18 protein-coding genes and 1 tRNA gene are annotated in these 23,276 nt (G+C 62.1%); 8 read left to right on the forward strand and 11 right to left on the reverse strand.

The window, feature by feature from the left end; genetic code table 11:
- Nucleotides 1–702, forward strand: coding sequence for a 50S ribosomal protein L1 (gene rplA / locus PAF18_RS01190; RefSeq protein ID WP_271116826.1), 702 nt, complete (start codon nt 1–3; stop codon nt 700–702).
- Nucleotides 703–818: 116 nt separating this feature from the next.
- Here the strand turns inward: rplA and PAF18_RS01195 are convergent, their stop codons facing one another.
- Complete coding sequence (locus PAF18_RS01195) at nt 819–1,583, reverse strand: hypothetical protein (protein WP_271116827.1); 765 nt, start codon at nt 1,581–1,583, stop codon at nt 819–821.
- Between the two features lie 350 nt (nt 1,584–1,933).
- Between PAF18_RS01195 and rplJ the strand changes: the two genes are divergently transcribed.
- The 6 genes from rplJ (at nt 1,934) to PAF18_RS01225 (ending at nt 14,414) form a co-directional block, all read left to right on the forward strand.
- The gene (gene rplJ / locus PAF18_RS01200) at nt 1,934–2,449 is read left to right on the forward strand and encodes a 50S ribosomal protein L10 (RefSeq protein WP_271118168.1); all 516 of its coding nucleotides are present in this window, start codon (nt 1,934–1,936) and stop codon (nt 2,447–2,449) included.
- Between the two features lie 66 nt (nt 2,450–2,515).
- A complete protein-coding gene (gene rplL / locus PAF18_RS01205; RefSeq protein WP_271116828.1) occupies nt 2,516–2,890 on the forward strand; it encodes a 50S ribosomal protein L7/L12 in 375 nt (124 codons plus the stop codon).
- Nucleotides 2,891–3,130: 240 nt separating this feature from the next.
- A complete protein-coding gene (rpoB, locus tag PAF18_RS01210) occupies nt 3,131–7,285 on the forward strand; it encodes a DNA-directed RNA polymerase subunit beta (RefSeq protein ID WP_271116829.1) in 4,155 nt (1,384 codons plus the stop codon).
- A gap of 70 nt (nt 7,286–7,355) precedes the next feature.
- Entirely contained in the window at nt 7,356–11,627 is a 4,272-nt protein-coding gene (gene rpoC / locus PAF18_RS01215) for a DNA-directed RNA polymerase subunit beta' (RefSeq protein ID WP_271116830.1), read from the forward strand.
- Nucleotides 11,628–11,815: 188 nt separating this feature from the next.
- Nucleotides 11,816–14,230 carry an endopeptidase La gene (gene lon / locus PAF18_RS01220; RefSeq protein WP_271116831.1) on the forward strand — a complete coding sequence of 805 codons (2,415 nt, stop codon included), beginning with the start codon at nt 11,816–11,818 and terminating at the stop codon, nt 14,228–14,230.
- 109 nt (nt 14,231–14,339) lie between these two features.
- A tRNA-Val gene (locus tag PAF18_RS01225) sits at nt 14,340–14,414 on the forward strand.
- Nucleotides 14,415–14,468: 54 nt separating this feature from the next.
- Here the strand turns inward: PAF18_RS01225 and PAF18_RS01230 are convergent.
- From PAF18_RS01230 to PAF18_RS01260, 7 genes are all read right to left on the reverse strand, one after another.
- Nucleotides 14,469–15,500 (reverse strand): lysine-2,3-aminomutase-like protein, encoded by a 1,032-nt coding sequence (locus tag PAF18_RS01230; protein WP_271116832.1) that lies wholly within the window; start codon nt 15,498–15,500, stop codon nt 14,469–14,471.
- Nucleotides 15,501–15,533: 33 nt separating this feature from the next.
- Nucleotides 15,534–15,860, reverse strand: a complete 327-nt coding sequence (gene hspQ / locus PAF18_RS01235; RefSeq protein ID WP_271116833.1) for a heat shock protein HspQ — start codon at nt 15,858–15,860, stop codon at nt 15,534–15,536.
- Nucleotides 15,861–15,976: 116 nt separating this feature from the next.
- The gene (locus PAF18_RS01240) at nt 15,977–17,347 is read right to left on the reverse strand and encodes an AI-2E family transporter (protein WP_271116834.1); all 1,371 of its coding nucleotides are present in this window, start codon (nt 17,345–17,347) and stop codon (nt 15,977–15,979) included.
- A 117-nt stretch (nt 17,348–17,464) separates the two neighbouring features.
- Nucleotides 17,465–18,688, reverse strand: coding sequence for a saccharopine dehydrogenase family protein (locus PAF18_RS01245; protein WP_271116835.1), 1,224 nt, complete (start codon nt 18,686–18,688; stop codon nt 17,465–17,467).
- Between the two features lie 17 nt (nt 18,689–18,705).
- Nucleotides 18,706–19,803, reverse strand: a complete 1,098-nt coding sequence (gene nspC / locus PAF18_RS01250) for a carboxynorspermidine decarboxylase (RefSeq protein WP_271116836.1) — start codon at nt 19,801–19,803, stop codon at nt 18,706–18,708.
- A 260-nt stretch (nt 19,804–20,063) separates the two neighbouring features.
- Nucleotides 20,064–20,567, reverse strand: coding sequence for an ATP-binding protein (locus PAF18_RS01255; protein WP_271116837.1), 504 nt, complete (start codon nt 20,565–20,567; stop codon nt 20,064–20,066).
- Nucleotides 20,564–20,890, reverse strand: coding sequence for an STAS domain-containing protein (locus PAF18_RS01260; protein ID WP_271116838.1), 327 nt, complete (start codon nt 20,888–20,890; stop codon nt 20,564–20,566). The genes PAF18_RS01255 and PAF18_RS01260 overlap by 4 nt, the downstream gene beginning before the upstream one ends.
- Before the next feature lie 80 nt (nt 20,891–20,970).
- Between PAF18_RS01260 and PAF18_RS01265 the strand changes: the two genes are divergently transcribed.
- Nucleotides 20,971–22,302, forward strand: a complete 1,332-nt coding sequence (locus PAF18_RS01265; protein ID WP_271116839.1) for a carboxylesterase family protein — start codon at nt 20,971–20,973, stop codon at nt 22,300–22,302.
- 56 nt (nt 22,303–22,358) lie between these two features.
- On the opposite strand, the gene rplT is transcribed toward PAF18_RS01265, so the two are convergent.
- From rplT to PAF18_RS01280, 3 genes are all read right to left on the reverse strand, one after another.
- Nucleotides 22,359–22,718, reverse strand: a complete 360-nt coding sequence (gene rplT / locus PAF18_RS01270) for a 50S ribosomal protein L20 (RefSeq protein ID WP_271116840.1) — start codon at nt 22,716–22,718, stop codon at nt 22,359–22,361.
- A 15-nt stretch (nt 22,719–22,733) separates the two neighbouring features.
- On the reverse strand, nt 22,734–22,934 hold the full coding sequence (gene rpmI, locus PAF18_RS01275; protein ID WP_271116841.1) for a 50S ribosomal protein L35: 201 nt from the start codon (nt 22,932–22,934) through the stop codon (nt 22,734–22,736).
- A gap of 110 nt (nt 22,935–23,044) precedes the next feature.
- The gene (locus tag PAF18_RS01280) at nt 23,045–23,254 is read right to left on the reverse strand and encodes a hypothetical protein (protein WP_271116842.1); all 210 of its coding nucleotides are present in this window, start codon (nt 23,252–23,254) and stop codon (nt 23,045–23,047) included.
- Nucleotides 23,255–23,276 lie beyond the last annotated feature (22 nt).

Raw genomic sequence — 23,276 nt, forward strand, 5'->3', positions numbered from 1 at the left:
ATGGCAAAGATTGCAAAGAAAAAAGCTGCCGCCCGCGCCGCCTTTGAAGGCAAGTCGAACCTGACGGTCGATGATGCCGTGAAGCTGGTCAAGGACTCCGCTTCCGCGAAATTCGACGAGAGTGTCGAGATCGCGATGAATTTGGGCGTCGATCCGCGCCATGCCGACCAGATGGTCCGCGGCGTTGTTCAACTGCCCGCAGGCACCGGCAAGGATGTCCGCGTGGCCGTGTTTGCCCGTGGCCCGAAAGCCGATGAAGCCAAGGAAGCCGGTGCCGAAGTGGTCGGCGCCGAAGATCTGGTGGAATCGATCCAGGGCGGCAAGATCGACTTCGATCGCGTCATCGCCACGCCGGACATGATGCCGCTCGTCGGCCGTCTGGGCAAGGTTCTGGGCCCGCGCAACCTGATGCCGAACCCCAAGGTCGGCACGGTGACCATGGATGTCGCGCAGGCGGTCCAGGCCGCCAAGGGCGGTGAGGTCCAGTTCAAGGCCGAGAAGGCCGGCGTGGTCCATGCCGGTATCGGCAAGGTCAGCTTCGACGCCGAAAAGATCGCGCAGAATGTCCGCGCGTTCGTCGATGCCGTGAACCGCGCCAAGCCGAGCGGCGCCAAGGGCACCTATCTCAAGAAGGTGTCGATCAGCTCGACCATGGGTCCGGGCGTCACGATCGACGTCGCCGACGCGGTGGCCGCGCAGTAAATTGTTGCTTTGAAATGATGATCCCCGGCGCCAGATAAGGTCGCCGGGGATCTTTTATATCTACGGCATCGGGACATCGCCGGTGATGCTTCGCAAAGTCGGCTTGCGACAGCAATTCAGTCCTCACTGTCTCCAGCACTCTTGCGTTCCAGCCTTGTCCATGTCGACACATGCGTGGCAGATCGGGTGTAGAATTCACGCTCAGCATCGGGTTGACCGTCGTCTTTATACCAAGGGCGATGACGGGCCGTAAAACCCTCTCCCGCGATCCGAAGCGACGGCACGCGCGTTTGTTTTTGCCCGAAATCGACCAGATTTCGCTCTGCGCCGCTATTCGGGACATGAAGGAAATACGTCGTATCGACCTGAGCGTCGTAGACATTCTGCTGAAGAGGGAACTTCCAGAAGCGTTTTTCCCATCTGGTGATCGTCCATTCCTTGCCACGCCTTCCCGTGACCATCGTAATATCGCGGAATAGCTCAGGCTGTGCGATATCCAAGGCGAGCCCGACCTTGGCGCGGCGATATTTCCGCCCCATGTCGAACATATGGGTCAAAAAATCAGGCGCTGGTTTCTCCGGCAGCCAGAGATCAGGGTCGGAGAATATGAACGCGTTATACGGTCCCAGCTCTCTCGCCACCCCCGCAACGGTTCCGCGTGGACCGATATTGCGGTTTTGCTGAACCAGCGTGGCCCTGCGGGTAAACGCGGCGCTGTCGAAATAGTCGAGCAGCGTTTTAGAGAGAGAACCGTTATCCATTACCGTGATCGACTTAAAGCCATTCGCGGAATGCCAGTCGACCATTTCGCGCAGGAATGTCGGCTGATTGAAGGAATTGATGAAGACGGGAATTTTCGCGCGCAGTTCGGCTTCGGTCATGTAGGTCGGGGCCCTCGCCAGATTGGCGCAGAGCCTAGCATGACGAGAAATCTTTTCAATTGACAGTACGAGGATGTCGCCGTTGTTTGCTCTGCTTGCAATCTCAACCGCAGCAAGATAACGACGGCCCCTCAGGCAGGTGCATGATTCGTCGGCGCCGGCCTGTTCCTGTCCGAGATGGAGGGTGCCGCGTGCGGCTTAATATCCTTCCTGAGATGGAAGTCGAGACCATTTTTCCGAGGGCTCTCCTCGGGTGATCTCGGGTCCATCAAGACCGGACCCGACCCGAGGCCCATCCGGGCCAAGGGAAAGTGAGAGCCGGGGAGCGATCCCCAAACTTGGAGTTAACCGTGGATAGAGCACAAAAAGAACAGGTGGTCGAAGAGCTCGGCCAGATCTTTGAAAGCTCTGGCGTCGTGGTGGTTGCCCACTACGAAGGGATGACGGTTGCACAGATGCAGGACCTGCGCGCGCAGATGCGCGACGCTGGCGGGTCCGTTCGCGTTGCCAAGAACAGGCTCGCCAAGATCGCCCTGGATGGGAAGCCGTGCGAGAGCATTGCCGAATATCTGACGGGCATGACCGTGCTGTCCTATTCGGAGGACCCTGTGGCTGCGGCCAAGGTCGCCGATAAATACGCCAAGGGAAACGATAAATTCGTGATCCTCGGCGGTGCCATGGGCGACACGGCGCTTGATCCGGCCGGTGTGAAAGCCGTTGCCGCCATGCCGTCGCGCGAGGAGCTTATCTCTTCGATCGTGGGCTGCATTGGCGCACCTGCTTCGAACATCGCCGGGGCGATTGGCGCACCTGCTTCGAACATCGCGGGCATTCTTTCGACGCTCGAAGAGCGCGAAGCCGCCTGATGCAATCTATTCCCGACGTGTGGGCGATATCCGACGTTGGAACACAAACTTGGAAAGAACGGAAAAATGGCTGATCTGAAAAAACTCGCCGAAGACATCGTGGGCCTGACCCTGCTGGAAGCCCAGGAACTGAAGACCATCCTCAAGGATGAATACGGCATCGAGCCCGCCGCCGGCGGCGCTGTGATGATGGCTGGCCCGGCTGGTGACGCCGGCGACGCTGCCGAAGAAAAGACCGAATTCGACGTCGTCCTGGTCGAAGCCGGCGCCAACAAGATCAACGTGATCAAGGAAGTGCGTGGCATCACCGGGCTCGGCCTGAAGGAAGCCAAGGACCTCGTCGAGGCCGGTGGCAAGGTCAAGGAAGGCGCTGCCAAGGACGAAGCCGAAGAGCTGAAGAAAAAGCTCGAAGCGGCTGGCGCCAAGGTCGAGCTGAAGTAATCGACCCTTCGGTCGTGTGAACATGGCAGGGTCCGGGTTTTCCCGGTCCCTGCCGAACCTGTCTTGAAGGGCGCTGACCCGATGCCTACATGGCATCAGCTTCCTTCAGGGCATGTTCAGGTTCGGGAGCCGCGCGGTGGGACGAGCGGCAGGTATTGAACTGGAACCCCTGACATTCGCAGGCCGCGTGCGCCGGGCCCCGACGGTGCGCGCGCGTCAAGACGAAAGGTGCAAAACCCCATGGCGCAATCCTATGTCGGCCAGAAGCGCATCCGGCGCAGCTACGGCAATATCCGTGAAGTCCTGGAGATGCCGAACCTCATCGAGGTTCAGAAATCTTCCTATGATCTCTTTCTGAATTCGGGCGACGCGCCCTCCCATACCGATGGCGAGGGTCTTCAGGGCGTGTTCCAGTCGGTCTTCCCGATCAAGGATTTCAACGAGACGGCCACGCTGGAATTCGTGAAATACGAGCTTGAAAAGCCGAAATACGATGTCGACGAGTGCCAGGCCCGCGACATGACCTATGCCGCGCCGCTCAAGGTGACGCTGAACCTGATCGTGTTCGATGTCGATGAAAACACCGGCGCGAAATCGGTCAAAGACATCAAGCAGCAGGACGTCTTCATGGGCGACATGCCCCTGATGACCCAGAACGGCACCTTCATCGTGAACGGGACCGAGCGTGTGGTCGTCAGCCAGATGCACCGCTCGCCGGGCGTGTTCTTCGACCATGACCGCGGCAAGACGCACAGCTCGGGCAAGCTGCTGTTCGCCTGCCGGATCATTCCCTATCGCGGCTCTTGGCTCGACTTTGAATTCGACGCCAAGGATCTGGTTTTCGCGCGCATCGACCGCCGCCGGAAACTGCCGGTGACGACGCTGCTCTATGCGCTTGGCATGGACCAGGAAGGCATCATGGATGCGTTCTATGACACCGTCCCGTTCAAGCTGAAGAAGGCCAAGAAGGGCGATGAGGGCGGCTGGGTGACCCGCTTCTTCCCCGAGCGCGTGCGCGGCTCGCGCCCGGCTTTCGATCTTATCAACGCGGCCACCGGCGAGATCATCACCAAAGCCGGCGAGAAGGTCACGCCGCGCAAGGTCAAGCAACTGCTCGACGGCGGCGACGAGATCGACCTGCTGGTGCCGTTCGATCAGATCATCGGGCGCTTCGTCGCCAAGGATCTGGTGAATGACGAGACCGGTCTGATCTATGCCGAGGCTGGTGACGAGATCACTGCCGAATACGACAAGGACGGCGAGCTGACCGGCGGTCTGCTGAAATCGCTCCTGGACAACGACATCACCGATGTGCCGGTTCTGGACATCGATAACGTCAATGTCGGCGCCTATATCCGCAACACCATGGCGTCGGACAAAAACATGAACCGCGAGCAGGCGCTGATGGATATCTATCGCGTCATGCGCCCGGGTGAGCCGCCGACCGTGGAAGCGGCCTCCACCATGTTCGACAGCCTGTTCTTCGATAGCGAGCGTTACGACCTGTCCGCCGTGGGCCGGGTCAAGATGAATATGCGCCTTGATCTGGACGCGCCGGACACGCAGCGCACGCTGCGCCCGGAAGACATCGTGGCCTGCGTCAAGGGTCTGGTGGAACTCCGCGACGGCAAGGGCGAGATCGACGATATCGACCATCTCGGCAACCGCCGCGTCCGCTCTGTCGGCGAGCTGATGGAAAACCAGTATCGCGTCGGCCTGCTGCGCATGGAGCGTGCCATCCGCGAGCGCATGTCGGGTGTCGAGATCGACACCGTGATGCCGCAGGACCTGATCAACGCCAAGCCGGCGGCGGCTGCGGTGCGCGAATTCTTCGGCTCCAGCCAGCTGTCGCAGTTCATGGACCAGACCAACCCGCTGTCCGAAGTGACCCACAAGCGCCGTCTCTCGGCGCTCGGGCCGGGCGGCCTGACCCGCGAGCGTGCTGGATTTGAGGTGCGCGACGTTCATCCGACCCATTATGGCCGGATGTGCCCGATCGAGACTCCGGAAGGCCAGAATATCGGTCTCATCAACTCGCTGGCCACCTTTGCCCGCGTCAACAAATACGGCTTCATCGAAACCCCGTATCGCAAGGTCGAAAGCGGCAAGGTCACCGACGAGGTGGTCTATATGTCCGCGACCGAGGAAATGCGTCATACCGTGGCGCAGGCGAATGCGCAGCTCGATGATGACGGCAAGTTCGTCAACGAGCTGGTCAGCACCCGTCAGGCGGGCGACTTCATGTTGAACCCGGTCGATGCGGTCGATCTGATCGACGTGTCGCCGAAGCAGCTGGTTTCGGTCGCCGCGGCGCTGATCCCGTTCCTTGAAAACGACGACGCCAACCGCGCCTTGATGGGCTCGAACATGCAGCGTCAGGCGGTTCCGCTTCTGCGGGCCGAGGCGCCGTTTGTCGGAACTGGCATGGAGGCCACCGTGGCCCGCGATTCGGGTGCCGCGATCATGGCGACGCGCTCGGGCGTCATCGACCAGGTCGATGCCCAGCGTATCGTTGTCCGCGCAACCGAGGATCTGGCGGGCGGCAATGCCGGCGTCGACATCTATCGTCTGCGCAAGTTCAAGCGTTCGAACCAGTCCTCGACCATCAACCAGCGTCCGCTGGTGAAGGTGGGCGAGAAGGTGGTGAAGGGTCAGGTCATCGCTGACGGTCCCTCGACCGATCAGGGCGAGCTTGCCATCGGCCGGAACGTGGTGGTCGCCTTCATGCCCTGGAACGGCTATAACTACGAGGACTCGATCCTGATTTCGGAACGGATCCACCGCGACGACGTGTTCACCTCGATTCATATCGACGAATACGAAGTGGCGGCCCGCGACACCAAGCTGGGGCCGGAAGAAATCACCCGCGACATCCCCAATGTCGGCGAAGAGGCGCTGCGCAACCTCGATGAGGCTGGCATCGTCTATATCGGGGCCGAAGTGGGACCGGGCGATATTCTCGTCGGGAAGATCACCCCGAAGGGCGAAAGCCCGATGACGCCGGAAGAAAAGCTTCTGCGTGCCATCTTCGGTGAAAAGGCGTCGGATGTGCGCGATACCTCGCTGCGTTTGCCGCCGGGGGCCTATGGCACCATCGTTGAGGTCCGCGTCTTTAACCGTCACGGTGTGGACAAGGACGAACGCGCCCTGCAGATCGAACGCGAAGAGGTCGAGCGCCTGTCGCGCGACCGCGATGACGAGCTGGCGATCCTGGAACGCAACATCTATGCGCGCCTCAAGACGCTGATCTCGGGCAAGACTGCCGTGAAGGGGCCGAAGGGCATCAAGGCCAACAGCACGGTCGATGAGGATCTGCTGGGCTCGATCTCGCGCGGTCTCTGGTGGCAGCTGGCCATCGGCGACGAGGACACCGCCAAGGAAGTCGAAGCGCTGCACGACCAGTTCAACGCGCAGAAGAAGGCTCTGGAAGCCCGCTTCGAGGACAAGGTCGAGAAGGTCCGTCAGGGCGACGATCTGCCTCCGGGTGTGATGAAGATGGTCAAGGTCTTTGTCGCGGTGAAGCGCAAGCTTCAGGCCGGCGACAAGATGGCTGGACGTCACGGCAACAAGGGTGTCGTGTCCAAGGTCGTCCCGATGGAGGACATGCCGTTCCTTGCCGACGGGACCCCGGTCGATCTGGTGCTGAACCCGCTTGGCGTGCCGTCGCGGATGAATGTCGGGCAGATCCTTGAAACCCATATGGGCTGGGCCTCGCGCGGTCTGGGCATCCAGATCGACGAGGCGCTCGAGGCGTTCCGCAATGGCTCGGGGGACATGTCCGGCGTGCGCGATGCGATGAAGAACGGCTATGGCGACGAGATGTATGCCGACACGTTCGAGGCGATGGCCGATGAGCAGATCATGGAACATGCCGAGGCCGTGCGCAGCGGCGTTCCGATCGCCACCCCGGTCTTCGACGGCGCCAAGGAACTGGACGTGGACGACGCGCTGAAGCGCGCCGGCTTCGACCAGTCCGGCCAGTCCATCGTCTTCGACGGCCGCACCGGCGAGCAGTTCGCGCGCCCGGTCACGGTGGGGATGAAATACATCCTCAAGCTGCACCACCTTGTCGACGACAAGATGCATGCCCGTTCGACCGGTCCCTACAGCCTCGTCACGCAGCAGCCCCTGGGCGGCAAGGCCCAGTTCGGCGGTCAGCGTCTCGGCGAGATGGAGGTCTGGGCACTGGAAGCCTACGGCGCCGCCTACACGTTGCAGGAAATGCTGACCGTGAAGTCGGACGACGTGGCGGGCCGGACCAAGGTCTATGAAAGCATCGTCAAGGGCGAGGATAATTTCGAGGCCGGCGTGCCGGAATCGTTCAACGTTCTCGTCAAGGAGGTCCGGGGTCTGGGCCTCAACATGGAACTCCTGGATGCGGAGGAAGAGGAATAACGGCAGCACCCGTTTGGCGGGGCCTGTGCCCCGCCGCCTCATCCCTCGCGCCACTCATTAGGAATTGAAAATGAACCAGGAACTCGCCACCAACCCCCTGAACCCGATGGCCCAGCCTCGGCAGTTCGACGAAATCAAGATCTCGCTGGCCTCGCCCGAAGAAATTCTGGCTTGGTCCTTCGGCGAGGTGAAGAAGCCCGAAACCATCAACTACCGCACGTTCAAGCCGGAACGTGACGGTCTGTTCTGTGCGCGTATCTTTGGCCCGATCAAGGATTACGAATGCCTGTGCGGCAAGTATAAGCGCATGAAATATCGCGGTCTGGTCTGCGAAAAATGCGGCGTGGAAGTTACCCTGCAAAAGGTCCGCCGCGAGCGTATGGGCCATATCGAACTGGCCGCGCCCGTCGCCCATATCTGGTTCCTCAAGTCGCTGCCGTCGCGCATCGGCCTGATGCTGGACATGACGCTGCGCGATCTGGAACGCATCCTCTATTTCGAAAACTACGTGGTCATCGAACCCGGTCTGACCGACCTGACCTATGGTCAGCTCATGTCGGAAGAAGAGTTCATGGACGCGCAGGACCAGTTCGGTGCCGACGCCTTCACCGCCGATATCGGTGCCGAGGCGATCCGCGCCATGCTGGCCAATATCGATCTGGAGGCCACCGCCGAACAGCTTCGTGAAGAGCTGAAAGAGGCGACTGGCGAACTGAAGCCGAAAAAGATCATCAAACGCCTGAAGATCGTCGAAAGCTTCCTGGAATCCGGCAACCGCCCGGAATGGATGATCCTCACCGTGATCCCGGTCATCCCACCGGAACTGCGCCCGCTGGTTCCGCTGGATGGGGGCCGTTTCGCGACCTCGGATCTGAACGATCTGTATCGCCGCGTCATCAACCGGAACAACCGCCTGAAGCGCCTGATCGAGCTGCGCGCGCCCGACATCATCGTGCGCAACGAAAAGCGGATGCTGCAGGAATCGGTGGATGCGCTGTTCGACAATGGTCGTCGCGGCCGTGTCATCACCGGCAATAACCGCCGCCCGCTGAAATCGCTGTCGGACATGCTGAAGGGCAAGCAGGGCCGGTTCCGCCAGAACCTGCTGGGCAAGCGCGTCGACTTCTCGGGCCGTTCGGTCATCGTGACCGGGCCGGAACTCAAGCTGCATCAATGCGGCCTGCCGAAGAAGATGGCGCTCGAACTGTTCAAGCCTTTTATCTATTCGCGGCTCGAGGCGAAGGGATATTCCTCGACCGTCAAACAGGCGAAGAAGCTGGTCGAGAAAGAGCGTCCCGAAGTCTGGGATATCCTCGACGAGGTCATCCGCGAGCATCCGGTTCTGCTGAACCGCGCGCCGACGCTGCACCGTCTGGGCATCCAGGCGTTCGAGCCAATCCTGATCGAGGGCAAGGCGATCCAGCTTCACCCGCTGGTCTGTTCGGCCTTTAACGCCGATTTCGATGGCGACCAGATGGCCGTGCATGTCCCGCTGTCGCTGGAAGCGCAGCTGGAAGCGCGTGTGCTGATGATGTCCACGAACAACGTGCTGTCGCCCGCCAACGGCGCGCCGATCATCGTGCCGTCGCAGGACATGATCCTTGGTCTTTACTACACGACCATGATGCGCGAGGGCATGAAGGGCGAGGGCATGGTCTTCGCCAATGTCGATGAGGTCGAGCACGCGCTGTCCTCGGGCGAGGTGCATCTGCACTCGAAGATCGTCGCACGACTCAAGCAGATCGACGACGACGGCAACGAGGTGATGCAGCGCTTCGAAACCACGCCGGGCCGCCTGCGGCTTGGCGCGCTGCTGCCGCTGAACGCCAAGGCACCGTTCGAGCTGGTGAACCGCCTGCTGCGCAAGAAGGATGTGCAGCACGTCATCGACACGGTGTATCGCTATTGCGGCCAGAAAGAGGCGGTGATCTTCTCGGACAAGATCATGGGTCTCGGCTTCCGCGAGGCGTTCCGCGCGGGCATCTCGTTCGGGAAGAACGACATGGTGATCCCGGACGATAAATGGGACATCGTCGGCGAGGTGCAGGACCAGGTGAAAGAGTTCGAACAGCAATATCTGGACGGTCTCATCACCCAGGGCGAGAAATACAACAAGGTCGTCGATGCCTGGTCGAAATGTAACGACCGCGTCACCGACGCCATGATGGCCACCATCTCGAAGACCCGTAAGGACGATTCCGGCGCCGAGCTTGAACCGAACTCGGTCTATATGATGGCGCATTCGGGCGCGCGGGGCTCGGTCACGCAGATGAAGCAGCTTGGCGGGATGCGCGGCCTGATGGCCAAACCCTCGGGCGAGATCATCGAGACGCCGATCATCTCGAACTTCAAGGAAGGTCTGACCGTTCTTGAATACTTCAACTCGACCCACGGCGCCCGGAAGGGTCTGTCGGATACCGCGCTGAAGACCGCGAACTCGGGTTACCTGACCCGCCGCCTCGTGGATGTGGCGCAGGACTGCATCGTGCGCGAGCATGATTGCGGCACCGATCAGGCGATCAATGCCTCGGCGGCGGTGAATGATGGCGAGGTCATCACCCCGCTGGCCGAGCGTATCCTGGGCCGCGTCGCGGCTGAGGATGTGCTGGTGCCGGGCACCGATGAGGTGATCCTGCGCCAGGGCGAGCTGATCGACGAGCGCAAATCGGACGAGGTCGAAAGCGCGGGCGTGCAGAATGTCCGCATCCGCTCGGCCCTGACCTGCGAAAGCGAGGACGGCGTCTGCGCGCTGTGCTATGGCCGCGATCTGGCCCGTGGCACGCTGGTCAATATCGGCGAGGCCGTCGGCATCATCGCCGCCCAGTCCATCGGTGAACCCGGCACCCAGCTGACGATGCGGACCTTCCACATCGGCGGCGTTGCGCAGGGTGGTCAGCAGTCCTTCATGGCCGCGAACCAGGAAGGCACCGTGTCCTTCGAGAACGAGGCGATCATCACCAACGATATGGGTGAGCAGATCGTGATGGCCCGCAACATGAGCCTGACCATCCTGAACAAGCAGGGCGAGCCGGTCTCGACCCATAAGCTGTTCTATGGCTCGAAGCTGATGGTGAAGGAAGGTGACGAGGTCATCCGCGGACAAAAGCTGTTCGAATGGGATCCCTATACCCTGCCGATCATCGCCGAGAAGCCGGGCGTGGCGAAATTCGTCGATCTCGTATCGGGCCTGTCGGTCCGCGACGATACCGACGATGCCACCGGCATGACCCAGAAGATCGTGACCGACTGGCGCTCGACCCCGAAAGGTGGCGATCTGAAGCCCGAGATCCTCATCGTCGGCGAGGATGGTGAGCCGATCCGCAATGACGCAGGCAACCCGGTGACCTATCCGATGTCGGTGGATGCGATCCTCTCGGTCGAAGACGGGCAGGAGATCAAGGCCGGTGACGTGGTGGCGCGGATCCCGCGCGAAGGTGCCAAGACCAAGGACATCACCGGGGGTCTTCCCCGCGTGGCGGAACTGTTCGAAGCCCGTCGTCCCAAGGATCACGCGATCATCGCCGAGATCGACGGCTATGTGCGCTTCGGCAAGGACTACAAGAACAAGCGCCGCATCTCGATCGAGCCAGCGGAAGAGGGGGCCGATCCCGTCGAATACATGGTGCCGAAAGGCAAGCACATCCCGGTGCAGGAAGGCGACTTCGTACAGAAGGGTGAGTATATCATGGACGGGAACCCGGCCCCGCATGACATCCTGCGGATCATGGGCATCGAGGCCCTGGCCGATTACCTCATCGACGAGGTGCAGGACGTCTATCGTCTGCAGGGCGTGAAGATCAACGACAAGCATATCGAGGTGATCGTTCGCCAGATGCTTCAGAAGATCGAGATCCTGGACAGCGGCGACACCACGCTGCTGAAGGGCGAGCATGTCGAGCGCGACGAGTTCGAGGAAGAAAACGCCAAGATCGAAGCCAAGGGCGGCAAGCCCGCCGTGGGCGAGCCGGTTCTGCTGGGCATCACCAAGGCGTCGCTGCAAACCCGCAGCTTCATCTCGGCGGCGTCGTTCCAGGAGACCACCCGCGTCCTTACCGAGGCGGCGGTTCAGGGCAAGCGCGACAAGCTGGTCGGTCTGAAGGAAAACGTCATCGTGGGCCGCCTGATCCCGGCAGGGACCGGCGGGGCGACGATGCGTCTCAAGAAGATCGCCACCGACCGCGACAACGAGGTGATCGAGGCCCGCCGTGCCGAGGCAGAGGCCGCGGCCGCTCTGGAAGCGCCGGCCGAGGATGTCATGGCGTCGGATGACGTGACCGTGGCGCCCGAGACGATGGATGAAAGCGCCATCGCCGATCTGCCGGAGACCAATGGCGAGGAGTGATCCTGGCTGAACGAGAGGTGAAAGGGCCCGACGCTGCTGCGCCGGGCCCTTTTGCGAACGAGGTTCACAATGCTGCGCGGCGGCTCTGCGCCATTGAACGAACGCCTCCGGCACCCTAGATTTAGCCTGTGCAGGGGGTCCGTGTTGCCGATATTGGGACGCGCGCCCTCGGGCTTGAAAGGAAGAACATGACCGAACTTAATCATTCGCATCCCGTGCTGCCGCTGCGCGACATCGTTGCGTTTCCGCACATGGTCGTGCCGCTCTTTGTGGGCCGTGACAAATCCGTGCGCGCGCTCGAAGCGGTCATGGCAGAGGATCGGCCGATCCTGCTGGCGACCCAGAAGGATGCCGCCGTCGATGAACCCGACGCGGACGGCATCTATCGGATCGGCGTGCTTGCCAATGTGTTGCAATTGCTGAAACTTCCCGATGGCACCGTCAAAGTGCTTGTCGAGGGTCAGCGCCGCGTGGAAATCACTGATTTCCTCGATAACGAAGATTATTTCGAGGCCGAGGCGACCCCTCTCATCGAAGAGCAGGGCGATGAGGACACCGTTCTCGCGCTGACCAAGGCGGTTGCCGAAGAATTCGAGAAATACGTCAAGATCCGCAAGAACATCCCCGACGAAGTCGTGTCCACCGTCGCCGAAACCACCGAGGCCGAGCGTCTGGCCGATCTGGTGGCCGGCCATCTCGGGATCGAGATCGACCGCAAGCAGGAACTGCTTGAAACCCTCGTCGTGGCCGAGCGGCTGGAAAAGGTCTATGGCCTGATGCAGGGCGAAATGTCGGTTCTTCAGGTCGAGAAGAAGATCAAGTCGCGCGTCAAAACCCAGATGGAGAAGACGCAGCGCGAGTACTATCTGAATGAGCAGATGAAGGCGATTCAGAAGGAACTCGGCGATGGCGAGGAGGGTTCGGACGAGCTCGCCGAGCTGGAGCAGAAGATCGAAGAGACCAAATTCAGCAAGGAAGCCCGCGAAAAGGCCGAGGCCGAGCTGAAAAAGCTGAAATCCATGTCCCCGATGTCGGCCGAAGCGACGGTCAGCCGGAACTATCTGGACTGGCTTCTGGCGCTGCCATGGGGCGTGAAATCGCGCACCAAGAAAAATCTCGGCAAGGCTGAGGAGGTTCTGGACGCGGATCACTATGGTCTGGAGAAGGTCAAGGAACGGATCGTCGAATATCTGGCGGTGCAGAATCGCTCGACCAAGCTGAAAGGCCCGATCATGTGCCTTGTCGGCCCGCCCGGCGTGGGTAAGACCTCGCTTGGCCGGTCCGTAGCCAAGGCGACGGGGCGCGAATTCATCCGCATCTCGCTTGGCGGCGTGCGCGACGAATCCGAGATCCGTGGCCACCGTCGGACCTATATCGGGTCCATGCCCGGCAAGATCATCCAGGCGCTGAAGAAAGCCAAGACCACGAACCCGCTCATCCTGCTCGATGAAATCGACAAGATGGGGCAGGATTTCCGTGGCGACCCGGCAAGCGCGATGCTGGAGGTTCTGGACCCGGAACAGAACTCGACCTTCGTGGACCACTATCTGGAAGTGGAATACGATCTGTCGAACGTGATGTTCCTGACCACGGCCAACAGCTACAACATGCCCGGACCGCTTCTTGACCGGATGGAGATTATCCCGCTCGCTGGCTATACCGAGGATGAAAAGCGCGAGATCGCGCGCCAGCATCTGCTGCCGAAGCAGATCAAGGCGAACGGGCTGCGCAAGGGCGAATTCTCGGTTTCTGACGACGCGCTGACCCATGTCATCCGCTATTACACGCGGGAAGCCGGGGTGCGCTCGCTGGAACGCGAGATTGCGAAACTGGCGCGGAAGGCCGTGACCGAGATCCTCAAGGGTGGGACCAAGACCGTCGAGGTCGGCCCCGAGAAGGTCGAGGAATATCTCGGCGTTCGCCGTCACCGCTATGGTCTGGCCGAGAAAGAGGATCAGGTCGGGGTCGTCACCGGGCTGGCATGGACCTCTGTCGGCGGGGATCTGTTGCAGATCGAAGCGCTTCGCCTGCCGGGCAAGGGGCGCATGAAGACAACGGGGAAACTCGGCGATGTGATGAAGGAATCCATCGACGCGGCGTCCTCCTTCGTGCGCTCGGTCGCGCCGGAGCTTGGCATCAAGCCGCCGGAATTCGACAAGCGCGACATCCATGTCCACGTGCCCGAGGGCGCGACGCCAAAGGATGGTCCGTCTGCGGGTCTGGCGATGGTGACTTCGGTCGTGTCGGTGATGACCGGCATCCCGGTGCGCAAGGATATCGCCATGACCGGCGAGGTGACGCTGCGCGGGAATGCGCTTGCCATTGGCGGGCTGAAGGAAAAGCTTCTTGCAGCGCTGCGGGGCGGCATCAAGACTGTGCTGATCCCCGAGGACAATGCCAAGGATCTCGCCGAGATCCCTGACAATGTGAAAGAGGGGCTGGAGATCATTCCGGTGTCGAATGTTCGAGAGGTGCTGCGCCACGCGCTGGTTCGGATGCCCGATCCGGTGGAGTGGGACGAGGCTGCCGAGGAAGCTGCCGAAGCCGCCCGCCAGGCTGCCGCGCGCGATGGCCATAGAGGTGCGGCGCCGACCGCGCATTGATCGCTGAAAAGCAAGAGGCGCGGCGTAATCCGCGCCTCTTGATTCTGTGCCGCCAATGGGGCTGAAACCCCTTGCGCAGCACGGTGGCGGCGGCTATCTAGCCCCCCACGGGTGATTAGCTCAGCGGTAGAGCGCTTCGTTCACATCGAAGATGTCAGCGGTTCAAATCCGTTATCACCCACCATCATTCCGAAAGGCGCCGGCGGTTCCGCCCCGGCGCCTTTCCTGTTGCGCGCGATCAGGCGCGGCTGATGTCGTGATATTCGTGGATGCGGCCCTGCCAGTCGCGGATCTTCCAGCGTCCCGGCCCGTCCCGCATCACCGCCGAGGAATCGAGCGGCACCTTGCCGTGACCGCCCGGCAGATCGAGCACATAGCTGGGAATGGCAACCCCCGAGAGATGCCCGCGCAATTGCTCAACGATGGCCAGACCTTCGTCTATGGTCGTGCGGAAATGGCCCGTCCCTCGTGCCAGATCACAGTGATGCAGATAATAGGGTGTGACGCGAAGCGCGGTCAGCGCGCGGAACAGACGGGCGAGCAGCGCCGCATCGTCGTTCACACCGCGCAGCAGCACCGTCTGAGAAAGAAGCGCAATCCCGGCATCGGCCAGCGCGGTGATCGCTTCCCGCGCCTCGGGCGTCAGCTCGTCGGGATGATTGCTGTGGATCACCACAAAGATCGCCCGCCGACCGCGCAGCACGGGCAGCAAGGGCGCGATGCGTTGCGGCGCGACGACCGGAACGCGGCTGTGAAACCGGATGATTTCGACATGGGGCATCGCGCTCAGCCGGGTCAGCACCTCATCGAGTCGCCGGGGCGAAAGCGTCATCGGATCGCCGCCGGTAAGGATGACCTCGCGGATCGCAGGATGCGCGGCGATGTAATTCAGTGCGGCATCCAACTTTGCGTGGGGCAGGGGACCGGCGGCGCCGACCACCTCGCGCCGGAAACAGAAGCGGCAGTAGACATCGCAGCTTTGGGTGACATGCAGGATCACCCGGTCGGGATAGCGATGGGTCAGGCCGGCGACCGGGCTATGCGCCGCGTCACCGATCGGGTCGGCCAGTTCTTCGGGGCGGGTCTGCAATTCGCGCGGATCGGGAACGAATTGCGCGGCGATGCCGGGGCTCGCCTGCTGCATCGGCGGGGTGATGCGGATGCGGAAGTCCTGCTCGACCCGGTCGAGGCGGTCCCTATCCGCCATGTCGGCGAGACCGGCAGAGATAAGATCGTCGACCGAGATCAGGGCAGAGGCGGTGCGTGTCATGAGGCCAAAGCGTCGCGCAGGCGTCCGCAGAGCCTAGTTCAGCGCTGCCTGAAGCGGATAATACCCATCCTCGAACTCGCCGAAAATATCGTCCAGCTCGGGGTGTTCGACCGGCTCGCCCGAACTGTCAGGCACCAGGTTCTGCTCGGACACATAGGCGACATAATAGGTCGCCTCTGTCTCGGCATAGAGATGATAGAAGGGCTGATCCTTACTCGGGCGGCTATCCTCGGGAATCGACTCGTACCACTCGTCCGAGTTGGCGAATTTCGGGTCGATGTCAAAGACCACCCCGCGGAACGGGTGCAGCCTGTGCCGCACCACCTGCCCAATCATGAATTTCGCCGTTCGCAGTTCCATCCAACACCTCTGTCGAATTGGGACGGTTTACGCTTTTGGCGGCGTACTGTCTATGGATAGGTTGATTTGACGCTGGGTCAGCGGCGCGCGGTTCGCGCAGCGCAGACCCTCTGGCGTCAGGCCCGTGCTTCGTCTTCGGCCACGACCTCGGCGGTGTCGCGCCGCGCCTCTTCACGGGTCTCGGCGCCATCTCCGGCCTCGACCAGATCGCGTGCCTCTTCCTCGTCCTCATCCTCGAGTGCCGGCGGCGCTTCGCCCGCCAGGAAGTTGCCCAGCTTTTCCAGTCCCGGAATATGGTCGGCGATCACCTTCAGCACGACCAGCATCGGCACGGCGACAACCATGCCCAGCACCGACCACAGCCAGGCCCAGAGCGCGACCGTGGTAAACACGACCACCGTGTTCAGTTGCAGGCGACGCGAGACGAAATAGGGGGTGATGAGCTGCCCTTCAAGCGCGGTGAAGCCGAAATAGCTCGCCGCCACCATCAGCGGGGTATAGATGTCGTCAAAGCTTATCAGCGCCACGACGAAGGCTGCCGCCACACCGCTGACCGCGCCCAGATAGGGGATGAAGTTCAGGATGAACGCCGCGACGCCCCACAGCATCGGCTGGGGCATTTCCCAGAACCACATGGCCAGCCCGATGCAAACCCCGAGACCGGCATTGATGATCGTGATCGCGCCCAGATACGAGCCCAGCGCGGATTCGATCTCGCGCATCGCCATATAGGCCGCACGCTTGTCGCGCAGTGAATCGAAACTCTGCACGACTTTCAGGTAAAGCAGGTCGCCCGATGCCAGCAAAAAGAACAGCAGGAAAAGGGTGAACACGATCTGGCCGGCGACGGCCGGTCCGGCCGATGCCATCGTTTGCAGTGTCGAGGCCTCTTCCGTGTCGACATTGACTGTAATTTCCTGATTGCTGCCTTCGCCCTCCTCCTCGGCGCTGGCTTCGACTACGGTGCTGGCTGCCGTCGATGCCTCGCCGGGCGGGGCGACCGGGGGCGGCGTGGTTTCTTCGCCGGTGTTTTCCGCGGCGTCGGTGGCTTCATCGCCATTCGTCACCTCGTCGATCTTCGCCGCAGCCTCTTCAAGCGGCCGCATGCTTTCGCGCAGCGTGCCGACCCGATCCTCAAGGCGCTGCGTGATGCGGGGGCTGTCCTCGACGATATCGCTGATCGGTCCCGATATGAAAAAGCCGAGAACCCCGACCACCACGACCATGCCGATAGTGACGATCGCCGCGGATATCCCGGCCCCGAGCCCGATCTTGCCCAGCATTCTGCGGAAGGGGACGAAGACGAAGAACAGAAGGATGCCCAACGTCACCGGCATCAGGAAGGCCGCGGCAGAGGTGATGAAGTTGAAAAGCAGGATCAGGAAGATCCCGACCACCGCCCAACCCGGCACTCCGCGCGTTTGAGCTTCCGTTTTCTCGGCGGATGGGAAGCGATATTCGGTCGCGTAGTGCGGCTTGCGCGGCATGTAAGACTCCGTCTGGACAAGTTACTGGCCAACCCTAACGCCGGACGCGGCGCGAAGGGTTCCGCGCCGCGTCAAGATAATGCGGTCGATTTATGTTAAACCTCAGACAGATATGCCTCAGATCGGATGATCGCCCTCAGCGTCGATCACTCGCGAGGGCAGCCCCATCTCGCCCAGAAGTTCGAGGAAGGGGCGGGCAGGCAGGTCTTCGACATTGGCCATGCGCTTCACATCCCAATCCCCGCGGGCGATCAGGATCGCCGCCGCAACCGGCGGGACGCCAGCGGTATAGCTGATGCCCTGACTGCCGACCTCATTATACGCGTCCTTATGATCCGAGACATTATAGATGAACACCTCGGCCTCCTTCCCGTCGCGCTTGCCCTTGACCAGATCCCCGATGCAGGTCTTGCCCGTATAATCCGGAGCGAGGCTGGACGGATCGGGCAGCACGGCCTTGACCACCTTGAGCGGCACGACCTCCTGTCCCTCGGCGGTTGTCACGGGCTGTTCCGACAGCAGGCCGAGCGATTTCAGCACGGTGAACACGTTGATGTAATGCGCGCCGAACCCCATCCAGAAACGCACATCGGCATCTGCGTAGCGCGCCGAGAGGCTGTGCACCTCGTCATGGCCCGACAGATAGGCGGTCTGCTTGCCGACGACAGGCAGATCCCATTCGCGCCCGACCTCGAACATCTTGTTTTCCTGCCAGGCGCCGTCCTGCCAGGAATAGACCGTGCCGGTGAATTCACGGAAATTGATTTCCGGGTCGAAATTCGTGGCGAAATAACGTCCGTGGCTGCCGGCATTGATGTCGACGATGTCGATCGAGGTGATCTCGTCGAAATATTCCTCCTCAGCGAGCTTGGCATAGGCATTCACGACACCCGGATCGAAGCCCGCGCCAAGCACGGCGGTCATGCCGGCTTTCGCGACCGCATCGCGCCGCTTCCATTCGTAATTGCCATACCAGGGCGGGGTCTCGCAGATCTTGTCCGGCTCTTCGTGAATGGCGGTGTCGATATAGGCGCATTGCGTGTCGATACAGGCCTGAAGGACAGTCATGTTGATGAAGGCGGAACCGACATTGATGCATATCGCGGCCTCGGTTTCGCGGATCAGATCGGCCACCGCCTCAGAGTTCATCGCGTCGATCTCGTGGCTGGCGAAATCCATCTCGTGACCTTTTTCGCGCAGCGAGGCGACGATGTCGTCCGCCTTGGAGCGGGTGCGCGAGGCGATATGAAGCGTGCCGAACTCGCCCGCCCATTGCGCGGCCTTGTGCGCGGTCACGCGGGCGACGCCGCCGGCGCCGATGATGAGAAGGTTCTTGGTCAACATTTCCCCCTTCGGTGTCAGGACAGGCTGTCCCGGTAATCGTCATAGGTGAAGTCGCGGACGAGCCGGATCGTTCCGTCTTCGTCGCGAATGGCGATGGTGGGCATGTTCACCCCGTTGAACCAGTTCTTCTTCACCATCGTATAGCCCGCGGCATCGGCGATGCTGATCCGATCGCCGATTTCCAGAGGTCGATCGAACTGCGCGTCGCCGAAAATATCGCCTGCCAGGCAGGTTTTGCCGGCGATCTGATAGGCGTGGCTGCCGGTCATGGGCAGCTTTGCCGTCTCGCGATAGATCAGCAGGTCGAGCATATGCGCCTCGATGCTGGAATCGACGATGGCGACCTTCTTGCCGTTATCGATGATGTCCAGAACGCTGACTTCCAGGCTGGCCGAGCGGGTGATGCTGGCCTCGCCCGGTTCCAGATAGACCTGCACGCCGAGGCTGTCGCTGAAGGCTTTCAGCCGGTCGGCCAGCCGGTCCAGAGGGTAATCCTCGCCGGTGAAATGGATGCCGCCGCCAAGCGAGACCCAATCGAGCCGCTTCAGGAAATCGCCGAACTCCCGCTCGATCCGGTCGAGCTGGGTCGAGAACAGATCGAAATCGTCATTCTCGCAGTTATAGTGGATCATCACGCCGGAAATGCGCCCCTCGGCCTGTTCCAGCCGTGCCATGTCCCATTCCCCGAGCCGAGAGAAGGGGCGGGCAGGGTCCGCCAGATCGAAGCCAGAGGTCGAGAAGCGCGGGTTCAGTCGCAGCCCGCGTTCGATATGGCCGGCTTTGTCGGCAAAACGGTCGAGCTGGGTCAGCGAATTGAAGATGATCTTGTCGGCATAACCGATCGCCTCGTCGATCTCGTGATCCGACCATGCGACGGAATAGGCGTGGGTTTCCTTGCCGAATTTCTCACGTCCCAGCCGCAGCTCGAACAGCGAGGAAGACGTCGTGCCGTCCATATAGCCCCGCATCAGATCGAAAGCCGACCAGGTGGCAAAACATTTCAGCGCCAGCAGAGCCTTCGCGCCCGAGGCCTCGCGCAGCTTCGCGACGATCTCCATGTTCCGGCGCAGCGCTGCCATATCCATGAGATAATAGGGCGTCGGTAGTGTCATGCGTCCCCCGCGTCGCTGAAGGCGAAGATCTGTCGAAGGCGGAGATATATCGCCCGGAGAATGGTTTCGCAAGGAAGCGTGACGCGAGGGTGAAGGCGGCATCCGAGGGGCAGAGTCAACGGTCGTGCCTGATATGTTACGCGCCAAGCGGGCGCAGACAATGTTTCTTGCGCGGTATCACATGCCGGCAGGCAGTGGGTTTCCGCGCGGCGCCCGGCTCGGGGTGCTCAACCGGCAGCAGGCGCGCGGTCGTCAAAGGCTCAGTCGGCCGGCGAGTTGGGCTTCGGCGTTGCGGTTGGGTCGGCCGGAACGGTGAACGCCACGAAATTCCGTCCATTTTCGCGGAAATACACCAGCGACTGCGTCAGGTGGCCGATCAGGAACCAGCCGAACCCACCCTCCGGAAAGCTGGCCGGTTCGGGTGCCTCGGACGAAAGGCAGGCGCCGGGCAGCAGCCCGCCATTGTCGCTGACCGAACAGGCCAGCCCCTCTGCCCGGGCAACGACGCTGACATGCACCAGTGGTTCCGAGTCGTGATATGCGGCACGGCCATGCTGCGCCACATTGTTCAAAAGCTCGGCCAGAACCAGCTCGCTGCGGCCCATGAGATCGGTCGAGATATGCGGCCCGAGCCGGTCGCTCATCGCGATAAGCGTCTCGCGGACCGCAGCAGGCCGTGCCCGAAAACCGCGGCTGAACATGGCCTGGCTGCGCGAGGCCGGGGTGGCGCCAGGACCGAGCGGCTGACCATGTCCCAGGATCATGCGCCCCCGCCTTCTGCCGCGGGAAGGATGTCGAAGACCTGATCCATCCGGGTCAGTCGAAACACGCGTTCCACATTCGGCGTCAGCCCGCGCAGCATCATCTTCCGCCCGGCAGGCAGTGCTTTTTTCAGCGCGATCACCGCGCCGAGGCCAGAGCTGTCCAGAAACTCTACCGCTGCGAGATCCAGCAGGACATCCGGCCCGTTCGCCGCCACATGCGGGCGGACCTTGTCCTTGAACTGGCCCGCGATCGCCGCATCAAGCCGTCGCTCTGCCATGCAGATCAGGATCTGGTCGGCGTCTTCCTGCACGGTGATGTTCATATCGCCTCGTCTCGCTCTTGCATATCGTCTCCCTAGCGCGGAATCCTTACCGACAGGTTGACGCAGGCTCGATTTCTCCGGTGACAGACAGACAGACGACATCACGTGATCCCGGCGGTGGCGCGGAAACCTCTCGCTGCGTGATCCGCGAAATTCCGGCTGGGAGGCTGCGCTGCCGGATCGGGAATGGCCTGTTGCGGGCGCGGGGCATTGCCTATGCCGAGGCGGAGCGCTGGCAGATGCCGCGCCCGCGCGCGCCGCGCGAAATCGTGGCGGCGCGGCCGGCCCCGGCCTGTCCGCAACTTCCGATCCCTCGCCTCGAGGCGGCCCTGCCCGATGCTTTTGCAGGGCTGAGAGTGGACGAAAACTGTCTTGAATTGTCGATAACCGCGCCAGATGACGGGGATCATCTGCCGGTGATGGTCTGGCTGCACGGCGGCAGCTACGAATCCGGCGCAGCCGATATGCGCGTCTTCGATTCGACGGCGCTTGTGGCCGAGCAGCGCGTGGTGGTCGTTGCGGTCGGCTATCGGCTGGGCCTCTTTGGCTGGTTGTCAGGGGAGGGGCGGCCTGCCAATCTCGGCGCTTTTGACGTGATCGCAGCGCTTAGATGGATCGCAGAGAATGTCTCTGCCTTCGGGGGAGATCCCGGCAACGTCACGCTGTTCGGGCAATCCTCGGGCGGAGACCTCGCCGCACGGCTGATGGTGGCGCCCGATGCGGCAGGGCTGTTTCACCGCGTTATCATCCAGAGCGCGCCTCTGGCGCTTTCGCTCGGTGCCGGGCGGATGCGTGCGGCGATGCGAGCATCGGCTTCGGGGCTGTCGCCGGATCTGCCGGTGGCCGAACTGCTTGCGCGTCAGCAGCAGGTGCAGCGGGCCGCGCGGCGCTTCGGTCTGGCCGGCCAGATGCCGTTCGGGCCGGAATTCGGTGCTGCGCCCTTTCCCGACGAGGCGTCTCTGGACGAGGCACAGGCGCGTGTCGCGCCGCAGATTCCGGTCATGATCGGGCATACGCGCGACGAGGCCGCGCTGTTTCTGCCGCCCTCCGGGCGGCTTCTCGGACGGCTGGCCGATCCGGCGCGGCGGCTTGCGGTCTCGGCGCTGACCGCGCGGCTTTACGGAGGACCGGCGCGGCGCTTTGCCCGGCGCCATCTCGCGGCAGGGGGCAGTGCGACGCGCTTTGTCATCGACTGGGACGGAGGCGCATTCGGGCGGGCGCATCTCTCTGAATTGCCGTTGCTGTTCCCGGCGCCCGAGTGGCTCGGCACGCCGCTTCTGCCGACACAGATGACGCTGGACGGACTGACCCGCGCCGGTGCGCCGCTGCGCAGGCTTTGGGCCGGCTTTGCGCGGGATGGGCGCGTCGGTCAGGCGGTTCCGGGGCTGATTTCTTTACCTGAAACGGGCTGACATGCAAAAAGCCCGCGCGGGCGGCGCGGGCTTCTTCGTCAAGCCTTGCCTGAGGATCAGGCGGCGGCTTTCGCCTTTTCGACGATCGCGCCGAACGCCTCGGGTTCGTGCACGGCCAGATCGGCCAGCACCTTGCGGTCCACCTCGATCCCGGCCTTGGTCAGCGCGTTGATGAAGCGCGAATAGGTCATGTCGGCATCCACTGCGCGGACCGCTGCGTTGATCCGCTGGATCCACAGCGCACGGAAATTGCGCTTGCGGTTCTTGCGGTCGCGGGTCGCATACTGGTTGGCCTTGTCGACGGCCTGGGTCGCGGTGCGGAAATTGCGCGAACGGTTGCCGTAATAGCCCTTGGCCTTGTCCAGGACCTTCTTGTGACGGGCGTGAGTCACCTTGCCGGATTTAACGCGTGCCATGTCTCAGTCCTCCGATCAGCGGTTATAGGGCATGTATTTCTTGACGATCTTGGCATCCGCGTCGCAGAGGACGGTGGTGCCGCGCGCATCGCGAATGAATTTCTTGGTGCGCTTGATCATGCCGTGGCGCTTGCCAGCCTGCGCCGACTTGACCTTGCCAGAGGCTGTCATGAGGAACCGCTTCTTGGCGGCCGCTTTCGTCTTCATCTTCGGCATTTTGCTCTCCTTGTCAGAGGTTTACGCGCGACTCGGCAATGCCATATCGGCCGGCCACGCGGGATTGAAGGCGCCGCTATACGGGTCACGGCGCGAAATTGCAAGCAAGATCAGCCGAAAACCCGGTTCCAGGCGCCGCCGAGTTGCTGGAAGCCGACGCTGCCCGGTTCGATCACGGCGAGCGCGATCAAGACGATCAGCCCGAGCACGAACAGGATCGCGGCACCGCGCGGAGGGCGCAGCCCGATCACGGAAATGATCGCCGCAATCACCGAGAGGATGCAAAGCGCCGTGCCGAGCAGCAGGAAAATATCAGCCATGAGCCAGTCTCCAGAAAACCGG

This window comes from Paracoccus sediminicola, assembly GCF_027912835.1.
GTDB classification, from domain to species: Bacteria; Pseudomonadota; Alphaproteobacteria; order Rhodobacterales; family Rhodobacteraceae; genus Paracoccus; species Paracoccus sediminicola.